Source organism: Cupriavidus nantongensis, from assembly GCF_001598055.1.
Taxonomy (GTDB): Bacteria; Pseudomonadota; Gammaproteobacteria; order Burkholderiales; family Burkholderiaceae; genus Cupriavidus; species Cupriavidus nantongensis.
Map to the genome: position 1 here is coordinate 3,384,397 of NZ_CP014844.1, position 14,920 is coordinate 3,399,316.

12 protein-coding genes are annotated in these 14,920 nt (G+C 66.0%); 1 reads left to right on the top strand and 11 read right to left on the bottom strand.

Annotated features, from left to right (window positions below; all coding sequences use genetic code 11):
• From pstC to A2G96_RS15625, 6 genes are all read right to left on the bottom strand, one after another.
• Nucleotides 1-969, bottom strand: coding sequence for a phosphate ABC transporter permease PstC (gene pstC, locus A2G96_RS15600; protein ID WP_062800700.1), 969 nt, complete (start codon nucleotides 967-969; stop codon nucleotides 1-3).
• Nucleotides 970-1,087: 118 nt separating this feature from the next.
• A complete protein-coding gene (gene pstS, locus A2G96_RS15605; protein WP_062800702.1) occupies nucleotides 1,088-2,119 on the bottom strand; it encodes a phosphate ABC transporter substrate-binding protein PstS in 1,032 nt (343 codons plus the stop codon).
• Between the two features lie 231 nt (nucleotides 2,120-2,350).
• Nucleotides 2,351-3,694: a phosphoglucosamine mutase gene (gene glmM, locus A2G96_RS15610; RefSeq protein WP_062800704.1), complete on the bottom strand. Its 1,344-nt coding sequence runs from the start codon at nucleotides 3,692-3,694 to the stop codon at nucleotides 2,351-2,353.
• A 63-nt stretch (nucleotides 3,695-3,757) separates the two neighbouring features.
• The gene (folP, locus tag A2G96_RS15615) at nucleotides 3,758-4,549 is read right to left on the bottom strand and encodes a dihydropteroate synthase (RefSeq protein ID WP_231909660.1); all 792 of its coding nucleotides are present in this window, start codon (nucleotides 4,547-4,549) and stop codon (nucleotides 3,758-3,760) included.
• A gap of 205 nt (nucleotides 4,550-4,754) precedes the next feature.
• The gene (gene ftsH, locus A2G96_RS15620; protein WP_012353229.1) at nucleotides 4,755-6,638 is read right to left on the bottom strand and encodes an ATP-dependent zinc metalloprotease FtsH; all 1,884 of its coding nucleotides are present in this window, start codon (nucleotides 6,636-6,638) and stop codon (nucleotides 4,755-4,757) included.
• 157 nt (nucleotides 6,639-6,795) lie between these two features.
• Nucleotides 6,796-7,461, bottom strand: coding sequence for an RlmE family RNA methyltransferase (locus A2G96_RS15625; RefSeq protein ID WP_062800708.1), 666 nt, complete (start codon nucleotides 7,459-7,461; stop codon nucleotides 6,796-6,798).
• 262 nt (nucleotides 7,462-7,723) lie between these two features.
• Here A2G96_RS15625 and A2G96_RS15630 point away from each other — a divergent pair, with 262 nt between their 5' ends.
• The gene (locus A2G96_RS15630) at nucleotides 7,724-8,227 is read left to right on the top strand and encodes a YhbY family RNA-binding protein (RefSeq protein ID WP_062800710.1); all 504 of its coding nucleotides are present in this window, start codon (nucleotides 7,724-7,726) and stop codon (nucleotides 8,225-8,227) included.
• Nucleotides 8,228-8,279: 52 nt separating this feature from the next.
• Here A2G96_RS15630 and A2G96_RS15635 read toward each other — a convergent pair whose 3' ends face one another.
• From A2G96_RS15635 to carA, 5 genes are all read right to left on the bottom strand, one after another.
• Nucleotides 8,280-8,783 carry a DUF4149 domain-containing protein gene (locus A2G96_RS15635; RefSeq protein WP_062800712.1) on the bottom strand — a complete coding sequence of 168 codons (504 nt, stop codon included), beginning with the start codon at nucleotides 8,781-8,783 and terminating at the stop codon, nucleotides 8,280-8,282.
• A gap of 55 nt (nucleotides 8,784-8,838) precedes the next feature.
• Complete coding sequence (gene greA, locus A2G96_RS15640; RefSeq protein WP_062800714.1) at nucleotides 8,839-9,315, bottom strand: transcription elongation factor GreA; 477 nt, start codon at nucleotides 9,313-9,315, stop codon at nucleotides 8,839-8,841.
• A 247-nt stretch (nucleotides 9,316-9,562) separates the two neighbouring features.
• Nucleotides 9,563-12,811 (bottom strand): carbamoyl-phosphate synthase large subunit, encoded by a 3,249-nt coding sequence (gene carB / locus A2G96_RS15645; RefSeq protein ID WP_062800716.1) that lies wholly within the window; start codon nucleotides 12,809-12,811, stop codon nucleotides 9,563-9,565.
• Between the two features lie 89 nt (nucleotides 12,812-12,900).
• Nucleotides 12,901-13,578 (bottom strand): leucine efflux protein LeuE, encoded by a 678-nt coding sequence (leuE, locus tag A2G96_RS15650; RefSeq protein ID WP_062800718.1) that lies wholly within the window; start codon nucleotides 13,576-13,578, stop codon nucleotides 12,901-12,903.
• Between the two features lie 37 nt (nucleotides 13,579-13,615).
• Nucleotides 13,616-14,752 (bottom strand): glutamine-hydrolyzing carbamoyl-phosphate synthase small subunit, encoded by a 1,137-nt coding sequence (carA, locus tag A2G96_RS15655; RefSeq protein ID WP_062800720.1) that lies wholly within the window; start codon nucleotides 14,750-14,752, stop codon nucleotides 13,616-13,618.
• Nucleotides 14,753-14,920 lie beyond the last annotated feature (168 nt).

Genomic DNA, 14,920 nt, shown 5'->3' on the forward strand with positions numbered 1-14,920 from the left:
TCATTTTGCGCCCTCATTCTTGGCCAGTCGCAGCAGCAACAGCTTGGACAGCGCCAGCACCACGAAGGTGATGAAGAACAGGATCAGGCCCAACTCCATCAGCGCGGCGGTATGCAGGCCGGCGCCGGCTTCGGCGAACTCGTTGGCGAGCGCCGAGGTGATGCTGTTGCCCGGCGAGAACAGCGAGGCGCTGTCCAGCAGGTTGGTATTGCCGATCACGAAGGTGACGGCCATGGTCTCGCCCAGCGCGCGGCCCAGGCCCAGCATCACGCCGCCGATCACGCCGGCGCGGGTGTAGGGCAGCACCACGTTCCACATCACTTCCCAGGTGGTGCAGCCGACGCCGTAGGCCGATTCCTTGAGCAGCACCGGGGTGACTTCGAACACGTCGCGCATCACCGAGGCGATGTACGGAATGATCATGATCGCCAGGATCACGCCCGCGCACAGCAGGCCGATGCCCAGCGGCGCGCCCTGGAACAGCTTGCCGATCACCGGCAGCTGGCCCACCGTGGCGGCCAGGGGCTTCTGGAAATACTCGCCGAAGATCGGCGCGAACACGAGCAGGCCCCACATGCCGTAGACGATCGACGGCACCGCGGCCAGCAGTTCGATGGCGGTGCCGAGCGGGCGGCGCAGCCAGGCCGGCGACAGCTCGGTCAGGAACAGGGCGATGCCGAAGCTGACCGGCACCGCGATGATCAATGCGATCAGCGAGGTCACGATGGTGCCGTAGATGGGCACCAGCGCACCATAGACATCGGCGGGAGGATCCCACTCCGAGGACCACAGGAAGCGCGCGCCGAAGGCCTCGATCGAGGGCCAGGCGCTGATCGCGAGCGAGACGATGATGCCGCCCAGCAGCAGCAGCGTCACGATCGCGGCGCCCCGCGTCAGGCCGCCGAACAGGATGTCGCCCATGCGGCTCGGGGGCTGGACGTTGCGGGTGTCGGAGGGGATAGTCGCCATGTCGGGAATTCAGGGGTGGATCGCCGCTCGCGCCTGGGCGCGAGCGCGGTGGCCGGGCCGGTTTCGGGCTGCCCGGCCACCGCCGCCGCGCTCGCGCGCGGCCGGCGATGCCGTCAGATCAGTACAGCGCCTTGCCCGAAGCGTCCTTGACGCTGGTCTTCCAGGTCGAACGGATCTGGTTGACCACGTTCTCCGGCAGCGGCACGTAGTCGAGTTCGGCGGCCATGTTGGCGCCGCTCTTGTAGGCCCAGTCGAAGAACTTCAGCACTTCGGTGCCCTGCCCCGGCTTTTCCTGGTTCTTGTGCACCAGGATGAAGGTGGCGCCGGCGATCGGCCAGGCGTCCTTGCCCGGCTGGTTGGTCAGGATCTGGTAGTAGCTCTTGCTCCAGTCCGCGCCGGCGGCGGCGGCCTTGAAGGCGTCGTCACCCGGCTTGACCACGGCACCCGACGCGTTCTTCATGTTCACGTGGGTCATCTTGTTCTGCTTGGCGTAGGCGTACTCGACATAGCCGATGGCGCCGTTCAGGCGCTGCACGAAGGCGGCCACGCCCTCGTTGCCCTTGCCGCCGGTGCCGCCGCCCGGCCAGTTGACCGTGGTGCCCTCGCCCACCGTGCCCTTCCAGTCAGCGCTGACCTTGGACAGGTAGTTGGTGAAGATGAAGGTGGTGCCCGAACCGTCGGCACGGCGCACCGGCAGGATGTCCTGGCTCGGCAGCTTGGCTTGCGGGTTCAGCGCCTTGATGGCGGGATCATCCCACTTCTTGATCTTGCCCAGGTAGATGTTGGCCAGCACCTCGCCGGTGATGGTCAGCTCGCCCGGCTTCACGCCCTGCAGGTTGATCACCGGCACCACGCCGCCGATCACGGTCGGGAACTGGACCAGGCCCTGCTTGTTCAGGTCCTCGTCCTTCAGCGGCGCGTCCGAGGCGCCGAAATCGACCGTCTTGGCACCGATCTGCTTGATGCCGCCCGACGAGCCGATGGATTGATAGTTGACCTTGTTGCCCGTTGCCTTGTTATATGCGTCGGCCCACTTGGAATACACGGGCGCCGGGAAGGAAGCGCCTGCACCGGTAATTTCCGCCGCGAACGCAGTACCCGCCACCACCATCGAAACGATGCCTGCCACGGCAGTCTTGACCAGCTTCATATGTCCTCCAGAGAACATTGGTTGGGAATGACAAATTTTTGACAAGACGAACTTTATGCTGCCTGTATGACAATTCCGTGACATCTTCAAATCTTCTTGAAACTGGCCTGCAGCAAGGTAATGACGGGATGGTCCCGCCTTCCCGTGAGCGGAATATGACGGCGGTTAATTGCACAAAGGGCCAAAAAAACGCCGGGGCGACCCCGGCGTTCGTTTCGTGGATGGGCGCTATCAGGCACCCAGCGCGTCCGCCAGCTTCCTGGCCGCGCGCTCGGCCATCTCGGCCTGCTCCGCCTCGACCATCACGCGCACCACGGGCTCGGTGCCCGAGGCGCGGATCAGTACCCGGCCGCGGCCTTCCAGTTCCGGTTCCACCGCGGCACGCGCCGCCTGCAGGCCGGCATGGGTCTGCCAGTCGAAGCCCTTCTGCACGCGCACATTGATCAGCGTCTGCGGGAACAGCTTCACGCCATCGAGCAGTTGCGCCAGCGTCTTGCCGCTGCGGCGCAGTGCGCCCAGCACCTGCAATGCGGAGACGATGCCGTCGCCGGTGCTGTGGCGATCCAGGCACAGCAAGTGGCCGGAGCCCTCGCCGCCCAGGGTCCAATTGCGCTTGTTCAGCTCCTCCAGCACATAGCGGTCGCCCACCTTGGCGCGCACGAACTCGACCCCCTCGCGCTTGAGCGCCAGTTCCACCGCCATATTGGTCATCAGCGTGCCGACCGCGCCGGGTACCGCCTGGCCCGCGGCCTGGCGGTCGCGCACGATCAGATACAGCAGTTCGTCGCCGTTGTAGAGCCGGCCATCGGCATCGACCACCTGCAGCCGGTCCGCATCGCCATCGAAAGCCAGGCCCAGGTCCGCGCCGTTGGCCTTGACCGCCTCGATCAGCTTTTCCGGCGCGGTCGCGCCGTAGCCGGCGTTGATATTGCGGCCGTTCGGCTGGTTGCCGATGGCGACCACGTCGGCGCCGAGCTCATGGAACACCGGCGGCGCGATGTGATAGGCCGCGCCATGGGCGCAGTCGACCACCAGCTTCAGGCCATGCAGGTCCTGCTCGTACGGGAAGGTGCTCTTGCAGAATTCGATATAGCGGCCGGCGGCATCGTCGATGCGGCGGGCGCGCCCCAGGTCGTCGGACGGGGCACACACCATGGGCTCGTCGAGCGCCGCTTCGATCGCCGCCTCGACCGCGTCGGGCAGCTTGTCGCCGCTGGCCGAGAAGAACTTGATGCCGTTGTCGTAGTAAGGATTGTGGCTGGCCGAGATCACCACGCCGGCCGACAGCCGCAGCGCCCGCGTCAGGTAGGCGATGCCGGGGGTCGGCAGCGGGCCGGTCAGCAGCACATGCACGCCCGCCGAGGTAAAGCCGGCTTCCAGCGCGGCTTCCAGCATATAGCCCGAAATGCGCGTGTCCTTGCCGATCAGCACGGTCGGCTTGCCCTGCCCGGTCCTGGCGCCGTGCGCCAGCACCTTGCCCGCGGCATGGCCCAGCCGCATCACGAAGTCCGGCGTGATCGGCGCATCGCCGACCTTGCCCCGCACGCCATCGGTCCCGAAATACTTGCGTGTCATTCCTTGTTTCCCTTTCTCTTTTGTGTTTTGTCCTGGTGGCGCCGACCGGTGTCGGCGCCCGGCTCAGCCCGCGCCGACGGATTCGTTGCGCACGGCCCACCAGGTCTTCACGGCATCGACGGTCTGCTGCACATCATGCACGCGCACGATCCACGCACCGCGCTCCACCGCACAGACCGCCGCCGCAATGCTGGCGGCGATGCGCTGCTGCGGCGGCCGGCCGCCCAGGATGGCGCCCAGCGTGGACTTGCGCGAGATGCCCGCCAGCACCGGCAGGCCGTCGAGCGCCAGCTTCGGCAACTGCCCGAGCAGGCGCAAATTATGATCCGGTGTCTTGCCGAAGCCAAATCCCGGATCGAGGCAGATCCGGGCATCGTCGATCCCGGCGGCGCGCAGCTCGGCGACGCGCCCGGCCAGGAACTGCGCGACTTCGGCGACCACATCGTCGTAGTGCGGGTCTTCCTGCATGGTCTGCGGATCGCGCTGCATATGCATCACGCACAGCCCCGCCTGACCGCCCGCCACCGCCTCGACCGCGCCCGGCATGCGCAGGCCCCAGATATCGTTGATGAGATCGGCTCCGGCCGCAAGCGCGGCGCGCATGACCTCGGGCTTGTAGGTGTCGATCGACAGCGGCTTGCCGCAGTCGCGCAGCGCTTCCACCACGGGTATCACGCGCGCCAGCTCGTCCGCCAGCGGCAGCGCCGCCGAACCGGGCCGGCTCGATTCCCCGCCGATATCGATGATGTCGACGCCCTCGGCAATCATCTGCTCGGCATGGCGCAGCGCTGCATTGCGGCTGGCGTGCTGGCCGCCGTCGGAAAAGGAATCCGGCGTGACGTTGAGAATGCCCATCACCAGCGGACGCTGGTCCAGGGCAAAGCGGAAACGGCCGCACTGGAAGTGCCGGGTCTGAGTGGTCTGCTGCAAGGTAGGAAGGCTTAGGCGATGCGCGCGGCTCGGCCGCGCAAAAAGGAAAAGCCGGTGCACCAGGCACCGGCTTCAGGGGGAGGCACTACACAGCCATCGCTACAGCGTCGTCAGCGGGACGAGCGCCGGGTCAGGCCGTGGCGGGCGCGTTGGTCGGCGCCACCGGCGAGCCGCCCGAAGGCGTGCTGCCGCCACCGTTCGGGCCCGACGCGCTGCGCGGCGGACGCGGCGGCTTGCCGGCCATGATGTCGTTGACCTGGTCGGCATCGATGGTTTCCCATTCCATCAGCGCGTTGGTCATGGCCTCGACCTTGTCGCGGTTCTCTTCGAGCAGGCGCTTGGCCAGCGCGTATTGCTCGTCGATGATGCGGCGGATCTCGGCGTCGACCTTCTGCTGCGTGGCTTCCGACACGGTCTTCGACGACAGCTTGCCGAACATGCCGTCCTGCTCGGTATCGACATAGACCATCGCGCCCAGCGAATCGCTCATGCCGAAGCGGGTCACCATGTCGCGCGCGATCTTGGTGGCGCGCTCGAAGTCGTTGGAAGCGCCGGTGCTCATGGCGTTGAGGAAGACCTCTTCCGCCGCGCGGCCGCCGAACAGGATGGCGACCTCTTCCAGCATGCTGTCCTTGTACTTCGAATACTTGTCATGCTCCGGCAGCTGCCAGGTCACGCCCAGCGCCCAGCCGCGCGGCATGATGGTGACCTTGTGCACCGGGTCGGCCTTGGGCAGCAGCTTGGCCACCACCGCATGGCCGGACTCGTGGTAAGCCGTGGCGCGGCGCTCTTCCTCGCGCATCACCGTCGACTTGCGCTCCGGACCCATGTAGATCTTGTCCTTGGCGTCCTCGAAGTCCTGCATGTCGACCACGCGCTTGTTGCGGCGGGCGGCAAACAGCGCGGCCTCGTTGACCAGGTTGGCCAGGTCGGCGCCCGAGAAGCCCGGGGTGCCGCGCGCGATCACCGAGGCATCGACGTCGTTGCCGATCGGCACCTTGCGCATATGGACCTTCAGGATCTGCTCGCGGCCGCGGATGTCCGGCAGGCCCACGTAGACCTGGCGGTCGAAACGGCCCGGACGCAGCAGCGCCTTGTCGAGCACGTCGGCACGGTTGGTCGCGGCGATCACGATCACGCCCGAGTTGGCCTCGAAGCCGTCCATCTCGACCAGCATCTGGTTCAGGGTCTGCTCGCGCTCATCGTTGCCGCCGCCCATGCCGGCGCCACGATGGCGGCCGACCGCGTCGATTTCATCGATGAACACGATGCAGGGGGCCTGCTTCTTGGCATTCTCGAACATGTCGCGCACACGCGCCGCGCCCACGCCGACGAACATTTCCACGAAGTCGGAACCCGAGATGCTGAAGAACGGCACCTTGGCCTCGCCGGCGATGGCGCGCGCCAGCAGCGTCTTGCCGGTGCCCGGAGGGCCGACCAGCAGCACGCCGCGCGGGATGCGGCCGCCCAGCTTCTGGAACTTCTGCGGATCCTTGAGGAAGTCGACCAGTTCGACCACTTCTTCCTTGGACTCGTCGCAGCCGGCCACGTCCTGGAACGTGACGGCGTTCTGGTTCTCGTCGATCAGCCGCGCACGCGACTTGCCGAATGAGAATGCGCCGCCTTTTCCGCCACCCTGCATCTGACGCATCATGTAGAACCAGAACACGATGATCAGCAGGGTCGGCCCGAGGTAATACAGGGCCTGGACCAGCACGTTGGGTTCGTCGTCCGCCTTGCCGGTGACCTGCACGCCGTACTTCATCAGGTCGCCGACCATCCAGATGTCGCCCGGCGAGATGATGGTGTACTTGGCCCCTTCCTTGGGCGAGACCACCAGGTTGCGGCCCTGCACGTCGACACGCGACACCTTGCCGTTCTTGGCGTCATCCATGAACTGCGAATAGGTGACGCTGTCCTGCGCACGGGGCTTGTCGAACTGCTTGAAGACGGTAAACAACACCAGCGCGATCACGAGCCAGATTGCCGCCTTTTGAAACAGGTTGTTATTCAAGGCCGAACTCCTTTGCAATTGCCTTGCCAACGGATAGCTGCATTGTAATGCAGCCCCCGCCCTCGAGGGGAAACAGAGAAACTATGATGCCGATAGCACCGGGTGAGGGGTTTTCCCTCTACATTTCTTCTTCCGCCCTGGCTCGTATCGAGATCGGTCAATCCACTGTCTTCAGGTAGCGCCCAAGGATAAAGGTTTCGGAAGACTTGTCGCGCGACGCCTTGGGCTTGCGCTTCGCGACCACTTTGAACTGCCGTTTGAACTTTTCCACGATCTGGCTGTAGCCGCTCCCGTGGAAACACTTTACCAGCAATGCTCCCTCCGGCTTCAGGTGAGCCTGCGCAAATTCAAGCGCCAGGTCGCACAGGTACTCGATCCGGGCGGCGTCGGCGGAGGCTACACCGGACAAGTTGGGGGCCATGTCGGACAAAACAAGGTCGATCTTGTTGCCGCCCGAAGCGTCCAGCACCACACTTTCGAGCTCGCGGAAGACCGATTCCTCGCGGAAGTCGCCCTGGATGAAAGTGACGTCGGCGACAGGCTCCATCGGCAGCAGGTCGATCGCCACGACCGCGCCGTCGATCCTGCCGTCCTTGGCCCGCGGCGAGTCGGCCAGCTTGTTGCGCGCGTACTGGCTCCAGCTGCCGGGCGCCGCGCCCAGGTCGACGATGACCTGGCCCGGGCGGATCAGCTTGTCCTGCTCGTCGATCTCCTTGAGCTTGTAGGCCGCGCGGGCGCGGTAGCCCTCGCGCTGCGCCATTTTCACGTACGGATCGTTGATGTGGTCGTGCAGCCACGAGTGGTTGAACTTGTTCTTTGCCATGCCAGATACCAGCCTGTTCCCTGCCCGCGCGCGCCGGTCGGGCCGGCGGCGCAGGTTTTCCTACTGTTTTGATGATTTTGCTGCCCGACAGTGCCGGATTGACGGATAATACGCGCCAATCCGCATCCCGGCTTGCCGCCGACCGGCGGCCGCCGGCAGCCTGTTCCCGTCCGTCGCGTCGCGACCGGCGCGGGCGGCAGCGCCCGATTACCAGCGCCAAGCGCTCTATCAATATTTCAAGCGCCTTATCCGGCGCCAATCTATGCCCGCTCTACAACTCGTCCCCGCCCAGCGCTCCGACCTGCGCTCCCGTGCCCATGCCCTGAACCCGGTCGTGATGGTCGGCGCCGAAGGCCTGACCCGCGCCGTGCTGGCCGAAATCGACCGCAGCCTGGCCGCGCACGACCTGATCAAGATCCGCGTGTTCGGCGACGACCGCGAAGCCCGCATCGCCATCTACGAAGAAATCTGCGACCAGCTCCACGCCGCGCCGATCCAGCATATCGGCAAGCTGCTGGTGGTCTGGCGTCCGGGCGAAGCCCGCCTGAAGGAGAACCAGGCCGAAGACCTCGGCCGGCACACGCCCGCGCGCCGCGGCGGCGCCGCCCCGCGCACGGTAACGGTGAAGAAGCCCAGCGCCGCGCCCAACCGCCGTCCGACCCGCAAGGAAGTTACGGTGCTCGGCAATGAGCGTGTCACCGCCGGCGGCAACGTGAAGCGCGCGCGCGCGCGCCCCACCAGCCAGAAGAAGAAATCCCTGGGCTAAACCCCGCCGGGGAGGACCCGAGCGGGCGCCGCCAGGCGGCCCGCTGCCGGGCTCACTCGCCCGCCGAACGCGGCGCCGAAGCGCGCCACACCAGCGCCAGCGCCAGCAGGCTTTGCAGCAGGTAGAAGGCGCTGGACACGCCGTGCAGCATGCCGAATTGCGCCTTGTACGGCGATTCCGACACCCCCACGCCCAGCGCCAGCGCCTTTTCCTTCAGGCTGCCCATAAACGGCTGGGTGCCGAAGTAGCCGACCAGCACGCAGCACAGCATGCCCAGCACCAGCCAGCGCAAACCGCGGTAGCGCTGCGCGCCGCGCCGGATCATCACATTGCACAGCACCAGCTGCAGCACGCCGATGGTCACGCCGACGATGGCTTCGGTATGGAACAGGTGCCCGGCGATCATGCCCGCCATCTCGCGGCTGGGCAGCACCGAGAACAGCGTCGGCGCCACCATGTAGCCCACGGTCCACAGGCTGCCCGCCCACACCACCGTCAGCAGCAGGAAGATGCGGTGCGGCAGCGGGGGCAGGTTGTTATAGGAAGTGGAGAACACAAGCCGGCCTTTCCGGTGGCCGGCGCGGGCATAAAGCCCGCCGGCCGGGCCGGCATCAGATGTAGCGAACCGTAATGACTTCGTACTCGCGCTCGCCGCCCGGGGCCAGCACGGTGGCGACGTCGCCTTCGAACTTGCCGATCAGCGCGCGCGCAATCGGCGAGCTGACCGAGATCTTGCCGGCCTCGAGGTCGGCCTCGTCGTCGCCGACGATCTGGTAGCTGACCGGATTGCCGGACTCCAGGTCTTCCAGGTCGACGGTCGCGCCGAAGACGATGCGGCCGTCGGTATCGAGCTGGGTCGGGTCGATGATCTGCGCGGCCGACAGCTTGGCCTCCACTTCCAGGATGCGGCCTTCGATAAAGGCCTGCTTTTCCTTGGCGGCGTCGTACTCGGCGTTTTCAGACAGGTCGCCCTGGGCGCGCGCTTCGGAGATGGCATTGATCACCGCCGGACGCTCGACAGCCTTGAGGCGCTGCAGCTCTTCCTTCAGGAGCTCTGCGCCACGCTTGGTAATCGGAATGGTGCTCATGTCTTGGTTCAACAAAAAAATGAGCCGCAGCGGAGCTGGAGCCATCCCCGGCAAACCCCGCCAGGGCACTTCCGCTCAACCGCGGCTTTCAGACAGGACCGAACGCGGACACGCCGGTTCGATCGACGAATTTGACGTAGTTTAGGCCAGGAAGCCCGCCGGCAGCAACTGCGGCGGGCTTCCCGGGCGCGACCGCCGCAATGCGGCCGGCCCGGTTGCCATGTGTTGCCTGGTTACCTTGACGGCATCAGGCCAGCGAGGCATGCAGGCCCTGCAGGTCGTAGACCTCCAGGCTCTGCATGTGCTTCAGGCCTTCCACCGCGGCGCGCGCGCCGGCAATGGTGGTGTAGTAAGGAATGCGGTGGGCCAGCGCCGAGATCCGGATCGAGCGCGAATCGGCGATCGCGCCGCGGGTTTCGTCCACGGTGGTGAACACCAGCGCCAGCTCGCCGTTCTTGATCATGTCGACGATATGCGGACGGCCGTCCTTGACCTTGTTGACCACCTTGACCGGGATGCCGGCGGCCTCGATCGCCGAGGCGGTGCCGCGCGTGGCAACGATCGGGTAACCCATGTCGTGCAGCATGCGGGCCACGGCCACGGCACGCGGCTTGTCGCTGTCCTTGACGGTGATCAGCACGGCGCCCTTTTCCGGCAGGCGCGAGCCCGCGGCCAGCTGGCTCTTGAACAGGGCCTCGCCGAAGCTCTTGCCCACGCCCATCACTTCGCCGGTCGAGCGCATTTCAGGTCCGAGGACCGGATCGACGCCCGGGAACTTGTTGAACGGGAACACCGCCTCCTTGACGCTGTAGTACGGCGGGATGACCTCGTCGGCAATGCCCTGCTCGTCCAGCGACTGGCCCGCCATGCAGCGCGCCGCGATCTTGGCCAGCTGCATGCCGGTGGCCTTGGACACGTACGGCACGGTGCGCGAGGCGCGCGGGTTCACTTCGAGCACGTAGACGGTGTCGACACCGTTGTTCTGCTGGATCGCGAACTGCACGTTCATCAGGCCGACCACGTTCAGTGCGCGGGCCATGGCCGCGGTCTGGCGCTTCAGCTCGGCCACGGTTTCTGCAGACAGCGAGTACGGCGGCAGCGAGCAGGCGGAGTCGCCCGAGTGCACGCCGGCCTGCTCGATGTGCTCCATCACGCCGCCGATAAAGACGCGCTTGCCGTCGCACAGGGCGTCGACATCGCATTCGATGGCGTCGTTCAGGAAGCGGTCGAGCAGCACCGGGGAATCGTTCGAGACCTTGACCGCCTCGCGCATGTAGCGCTCGAGGTCGCGCGGCTCATGCACGATTTCCATGGCGCGGCCGCCCAGCACGTACGACGGGCGCACCACCAGCGGATAGCCGATTTCCTCGGCCAGGCGCAGCGCTTCGTCCTCGGCACGCGCGGTGCGGTTGGGCGGCTGGCGCAGGCCCAGGTCCTGCAGCAGCTTCTGGAAGCGCTCGCGGTCTTCGGCCGCGTCGATCATGTCGGGGCTGGTGCCGATGATGGGCACGCCGTTGCGCTCCAGGTCCAGCGCCAGCTTCAGCGGGGTCTGGCCGCCGTACTGCACGATCACGCCGACCGGCTTTTCCTTGTCGACGATCTCGAGCACGTCTTCCAGCGTCAGCGGCTCGAAGTACAGGCGGTCCGAGGTGTCATAGTCGGTCGACACGGTTTCCGGGTTGCAGTTGACCATGATGGTCTCGTACCCGTCTTCGCGCAGCGCCAGCGCAGCGTGCACACAGCAGTAGTCGAACTCGATGCCCTGACCGATCCGGTTCGGGCCGCCGCCCAGCACCATGATCTTCTTCTTGTCGGTCGGCGCGGCCTCGCACTCGCCATGCTCGGCCTCGTAGGTCGAGTACATGTAGGCGGTGTTGGTGGCGAATTCGGCCGCGCAGGTGTCGACGCGCTTGTAGACCGGGCGCACGTTCTGGGCGATGCGCGCCGCGCGCACGGCCTTGGCGTCGGTCTTCAGCAGCCGCGCCAGGCGGCGGTCGGAGAAGCCCTTCTGCTTCAGGAAGCGCAGTTCGGCGGTCGACAGGCTATCGAGCGTGCGCGACTTGACCAGCCCTTCGGTGCGGACGATGTCCTCGATCTGGGCCAGGAACCACGGATCGATGGCGGTCTCGTGATAGACCTCTTCCAGCGACATGCCAAGGCGGAACGCGTCGCCCACGTACCAGATGCGGTCCGGGCCCGGCTCGCCGATCTCCTCGACGATCTCGTCGCGGTCGGTGGACTTCTCGTCCAGGCCGTCGACGCCCACTTCCAGCCCGCGCAGGGCCTTTTGGAACGACTCCTGGAAGGTGCGGCCCATCGCCATGACCTCGCCCACCGACTTCATCTGGGTGGTCAGGTGGCTGTCGGCCTGCGGGAATTTCTCGAAGGCGAAGCGCGGCACCTTGGTGACCACGTAGTCGATCGAGGGCTCGAACGACGCCGGGGTGGCACCGCCGGTGATCTCGTTCTTCAGCTCGTCCAGCGTATAGCCCACCGCCAGCTTGGCCGCGACCTTGGCGATCGGGAAGCCGGTGGCCTTGGACGCCAGCGCCGACGAGCGCGACACGCGCGGGTTCATCTCGATGACGATCATGCGACCGTCCTTCGGGTTGATCGAGAACTGCACGTTGGAGCCGCCGGTATCGACGCCGATCTCGCGCAGCACCGCCAGCGAGGCGTTGCGCAGGATCTGGTATTCCTTGTCGGTCAGGGTCTGCGCCGGGGCGACGGTGATCGAGTCGCCGGTGTGGATGCCCATCGGGTCCAGGTTCTCGATCGAGCAGATGATGATGCAGTTGTCCTGCTTGTCGCGGACCACTTCCATCTCGTACTCTTTCCAGCCCAGCAGCGATTCCTCGATCAGCAGCTCGCGCGTCGGCGACAGGTCCAGGCCGCGCTTGCAGATCTCTTCGAACTCTTCGCGGTTGTAGGCGATGCCGCCGCCGGTGCCGCCCAGCGTGAACGACGGGCGGATCACGATCGGGTAGCCGCTGGTGCCGGTCTCCTGGGCGATGTGGGCCTGCACGGCCACGGCCTCGTCCATCGAGTGGGCGATGCCGGACTTGGCCGAGCCCAGGCCGATCTTGGTCATCGCGTCCTTGAACTTCTGGCGATCCTCGGCCTTGTCGATGGCTTCGGGCGACGCGCCGATCAGTTCCACCTTGTACTTGTCCAGCACGCCATGGCGGTGCAGGTCGAGCGCGCAGTTCAGCGCGGTCTGGCCGCCCATGGTCGGCAGGATCGCATCCGGGCGCTCCTTCTCGATGATGCGTTCGACCACTTCCCAGGTGATCGGCTCGATGTAGGTCACATCGGCCGTGGCGGGATCGGTCATGATGGTCGCCGGGTTGGAGTTGACCAGGATGACCTTGAAGCCTTCCTCGCGCAGGGCCTTGCAGGCCTGGGCGCCGGAATAGTCGAACTCGCACGCCTGGCCGATGATGATGGGGCCCGCGCCGATGATCAGGATGCTCTTGATGTCTGTGCGTTTTGGCATTGCACGCTCTCTTTATGGGCCGGTCCGCCTTGCCTGCGGACCGCGCCGGTAATCAGGGAATCCGTCCGGATTCGAAAATGTGGTCTGGCTCAGTTCATCGTGGCCGTGGCCAGCTTGGCGCCGAAGCCGATGAACATCGCCCCTACCCCGCTGGCCATGCCGGCCGACAGCCGGCGGCGGCGCCGGAACGCCTCGGCCAGCTTCGCGCCCACGAAGATGATCGTGGTCAGGTAGGCAAAGCTGCAGATCTGGCACACCAGCCCCAGCACGCCGAACGACAGCACCGGGTAAGCGAAGGCCGGGTCGACGAACTGGATGAAGAACGAGATGAAGAACAGGATCGCCTTCGGGTTCAGCAGGCTGATCAGCAGCGCCTTGCGGAACGGGTCGGACTGGTCCGTCGATGCCGCCGGCACCACCGCCGCGCCGGCGGCTTCGCCGCGCGCAGCCCAGCTGCGCAGCGCGCCGCGCAGCATGTTGAAGCCGATCCACGCCAGGTAGGCCGCGCCGACGTACTTCACCACGTAGAACAGCGCCGGGCTGGCCTTGAGCAGCGAGGCCACGCCCGCCGCCGACAGCACCATCAGCACCGCGTCGCCCAGGAACACCCCGCACGCGCCCTTGTAGCCAGCGCGCACGCCGCGCTGCGCCGCCACCGACAGCACGTACATCGAGTTCGGCCCCGGCAGCAGCACGATGAAGATCGTGCCCAGCACATAGGTCCAGAAGTCGGTGATGCCGAAAGCGGTATGCATGAAGGCGTTCATGGGATGTCCCGGTATCTCTCTCGCTGTGCCCGCGCGCTTATTTGCGCGCGTCGGTCATCAGCTGGATGAAGCGGTCGAACAGGTAAGCCACGTCGTTCGGGCCGGGCGACGCTTCCGGGTGTCCCTGGAAGCAGAACGCCGGCTTGTCGGTCAGCGCGAAACCCTGCAGCGAACCGTCGAACAGCGACTTGTGCGTGACGCGCACGTTCGCCGGCAGCGTGTCGGCGTCGACCGCGAAACCGTGGTTCTGCGACGTGATCACCACGCGGCCGTCGTCCAGGTCCTTGACCGGATGGTTGGCGCCGTGGTGGCCGAACTTCATCTTCAGGGTCTTGGCGCCGACCGCCAGGGCCATGATCTGGTGGCCCAGGCAGATGCCGAAGGTCGGGATGCCGCGCTCGATGAATTCGCGCGTGGCGGCGATGGCGTAGTCGCACGGCTCGGGGTCGCCGGGGCCGTTGGACAGGAACACGCCGTCCGGATTCAGCGCCAGCGCGTCGGCCGCGCTCGCCTGCGCCGGCAGCACCGTGACCTTGCAGCCGCGCTCGGCCAGCATGCGCAGGATGTTGTACTTGACGCCGTAGTCATAGGCGACCACGTGGAACTGCGGCTGCTGCTGCTTGCCGTAGCCCTCGCCCAGCTTCCATTCGGACTGGGTCCACTCGTACGGTTCCTTGACCGACACCACCTTGGCCAGGTCCATGCCGGCCAGGCCGGGGAACGAGCGCGCCAGGTCGATGGCCTTCTGCACGTTGTCCTCGCCGGCCAGGATGCAGCCGTTCTGGGCACCCTTCTCGCGCAGGATACGCGTCAGCTTGCGTGTATCGATGCCGGCGATGGCCACCACCTTTTCCTGCTTCAGGTAGTGGGCCAGGGTGTGTTCCTTGCGGAAGTTGGAGGCCAGGATCGGCAGATCCTTGATGATCAGGCCGGCGGCATGGACTTTCGTGGCTTCGACATCCTCAGGATTGACACCGTAGTTGCCGATATGCGGATACGTCAGCGTGACGATCTGCCGCGAATAGCTCGGGTCGGTGAGGATTTCCTGGTAACCGGTGATGGCGGTGTTGAACACCACTTCGCCGATGGTATGGCCGGAAGCGCCAATGGAATAGCCACGAAAGACCGTGCCGTCTGCTAGCGCGAGAATGGCGGACGGAAAAGACGGTAACACGGGTAGGCTCCTGCTGGACTCACCCCGTGACCGACCAATCGACGCCTCGTGCCTCCCAGGCTGGATCCGTGACGGCGGCAGCGGCATTGCGCCGATGCGGTCGGATCCGGTCGCGGCATGCTAATTGCGTCACATCTGATGCAGACGGCAATGGCGGCGCGGATGGGG

Coding starts and splice junctions, on each gene's coding strand:
- pstC (WP_062800700.1), bottom strand. CDS start 969: ATGGCGACTATCCCCTCCGACACCCGCAACGTCCAGCCCCCGAGCCGC.
- glmM (WP_062800704.1), bottom strand. CDS start 3,694: ATGACACGCAAGTATTTCGGGACCGATGGCGTGCGGGGCAAGGTCGGC.
- folP (WP_231909660.1), bottom strand. CDS start 4,549: ATGGGCATTCTCAACGTCACGCCGGATTCCTTTTCCGACGGCGGCCAG.
- A2G96_RS15625 (WP_062800708.1), bottom strand. CDS start 7,461: ATGGCAAAGAACAAGTTCAACCACTCGTGGCTGCACGACCACATCAAC.
- greA (WP_062800714.1), bottom strand. CDS start 9,315: ATGAGCACCATTCCGATTACCAAGCGTGGCGCAGAGCTCCTGAAGGAA.
- leuE (WP_062800718.1), bottom strand. CDS start 13,578: ATGAACGCCTTCATGCATACCGCTTTCGGCATCACCGACTTCTGGACC.
- A2G96_RS15630 (WP_062800710.1), top strand. CDS start 7,724: ATGCCCGCTCTACAACTCGTCCCCGCCCAGCGCTCCGACCTGCGCTCC.
- carB (WP_062800716.1), bottom strand. CDS start 12,811: ATGCCAAAACGCACAGACATCAAGAGCATCCTGATCATCGGCGCGGGC.
- pstS (WP_062800702.1), bottom strand. CDS start 2,119: ATGAAGCTGGTCAAGACTGCCGTGGCAGGCATCGTTTCGATGGTGGTG.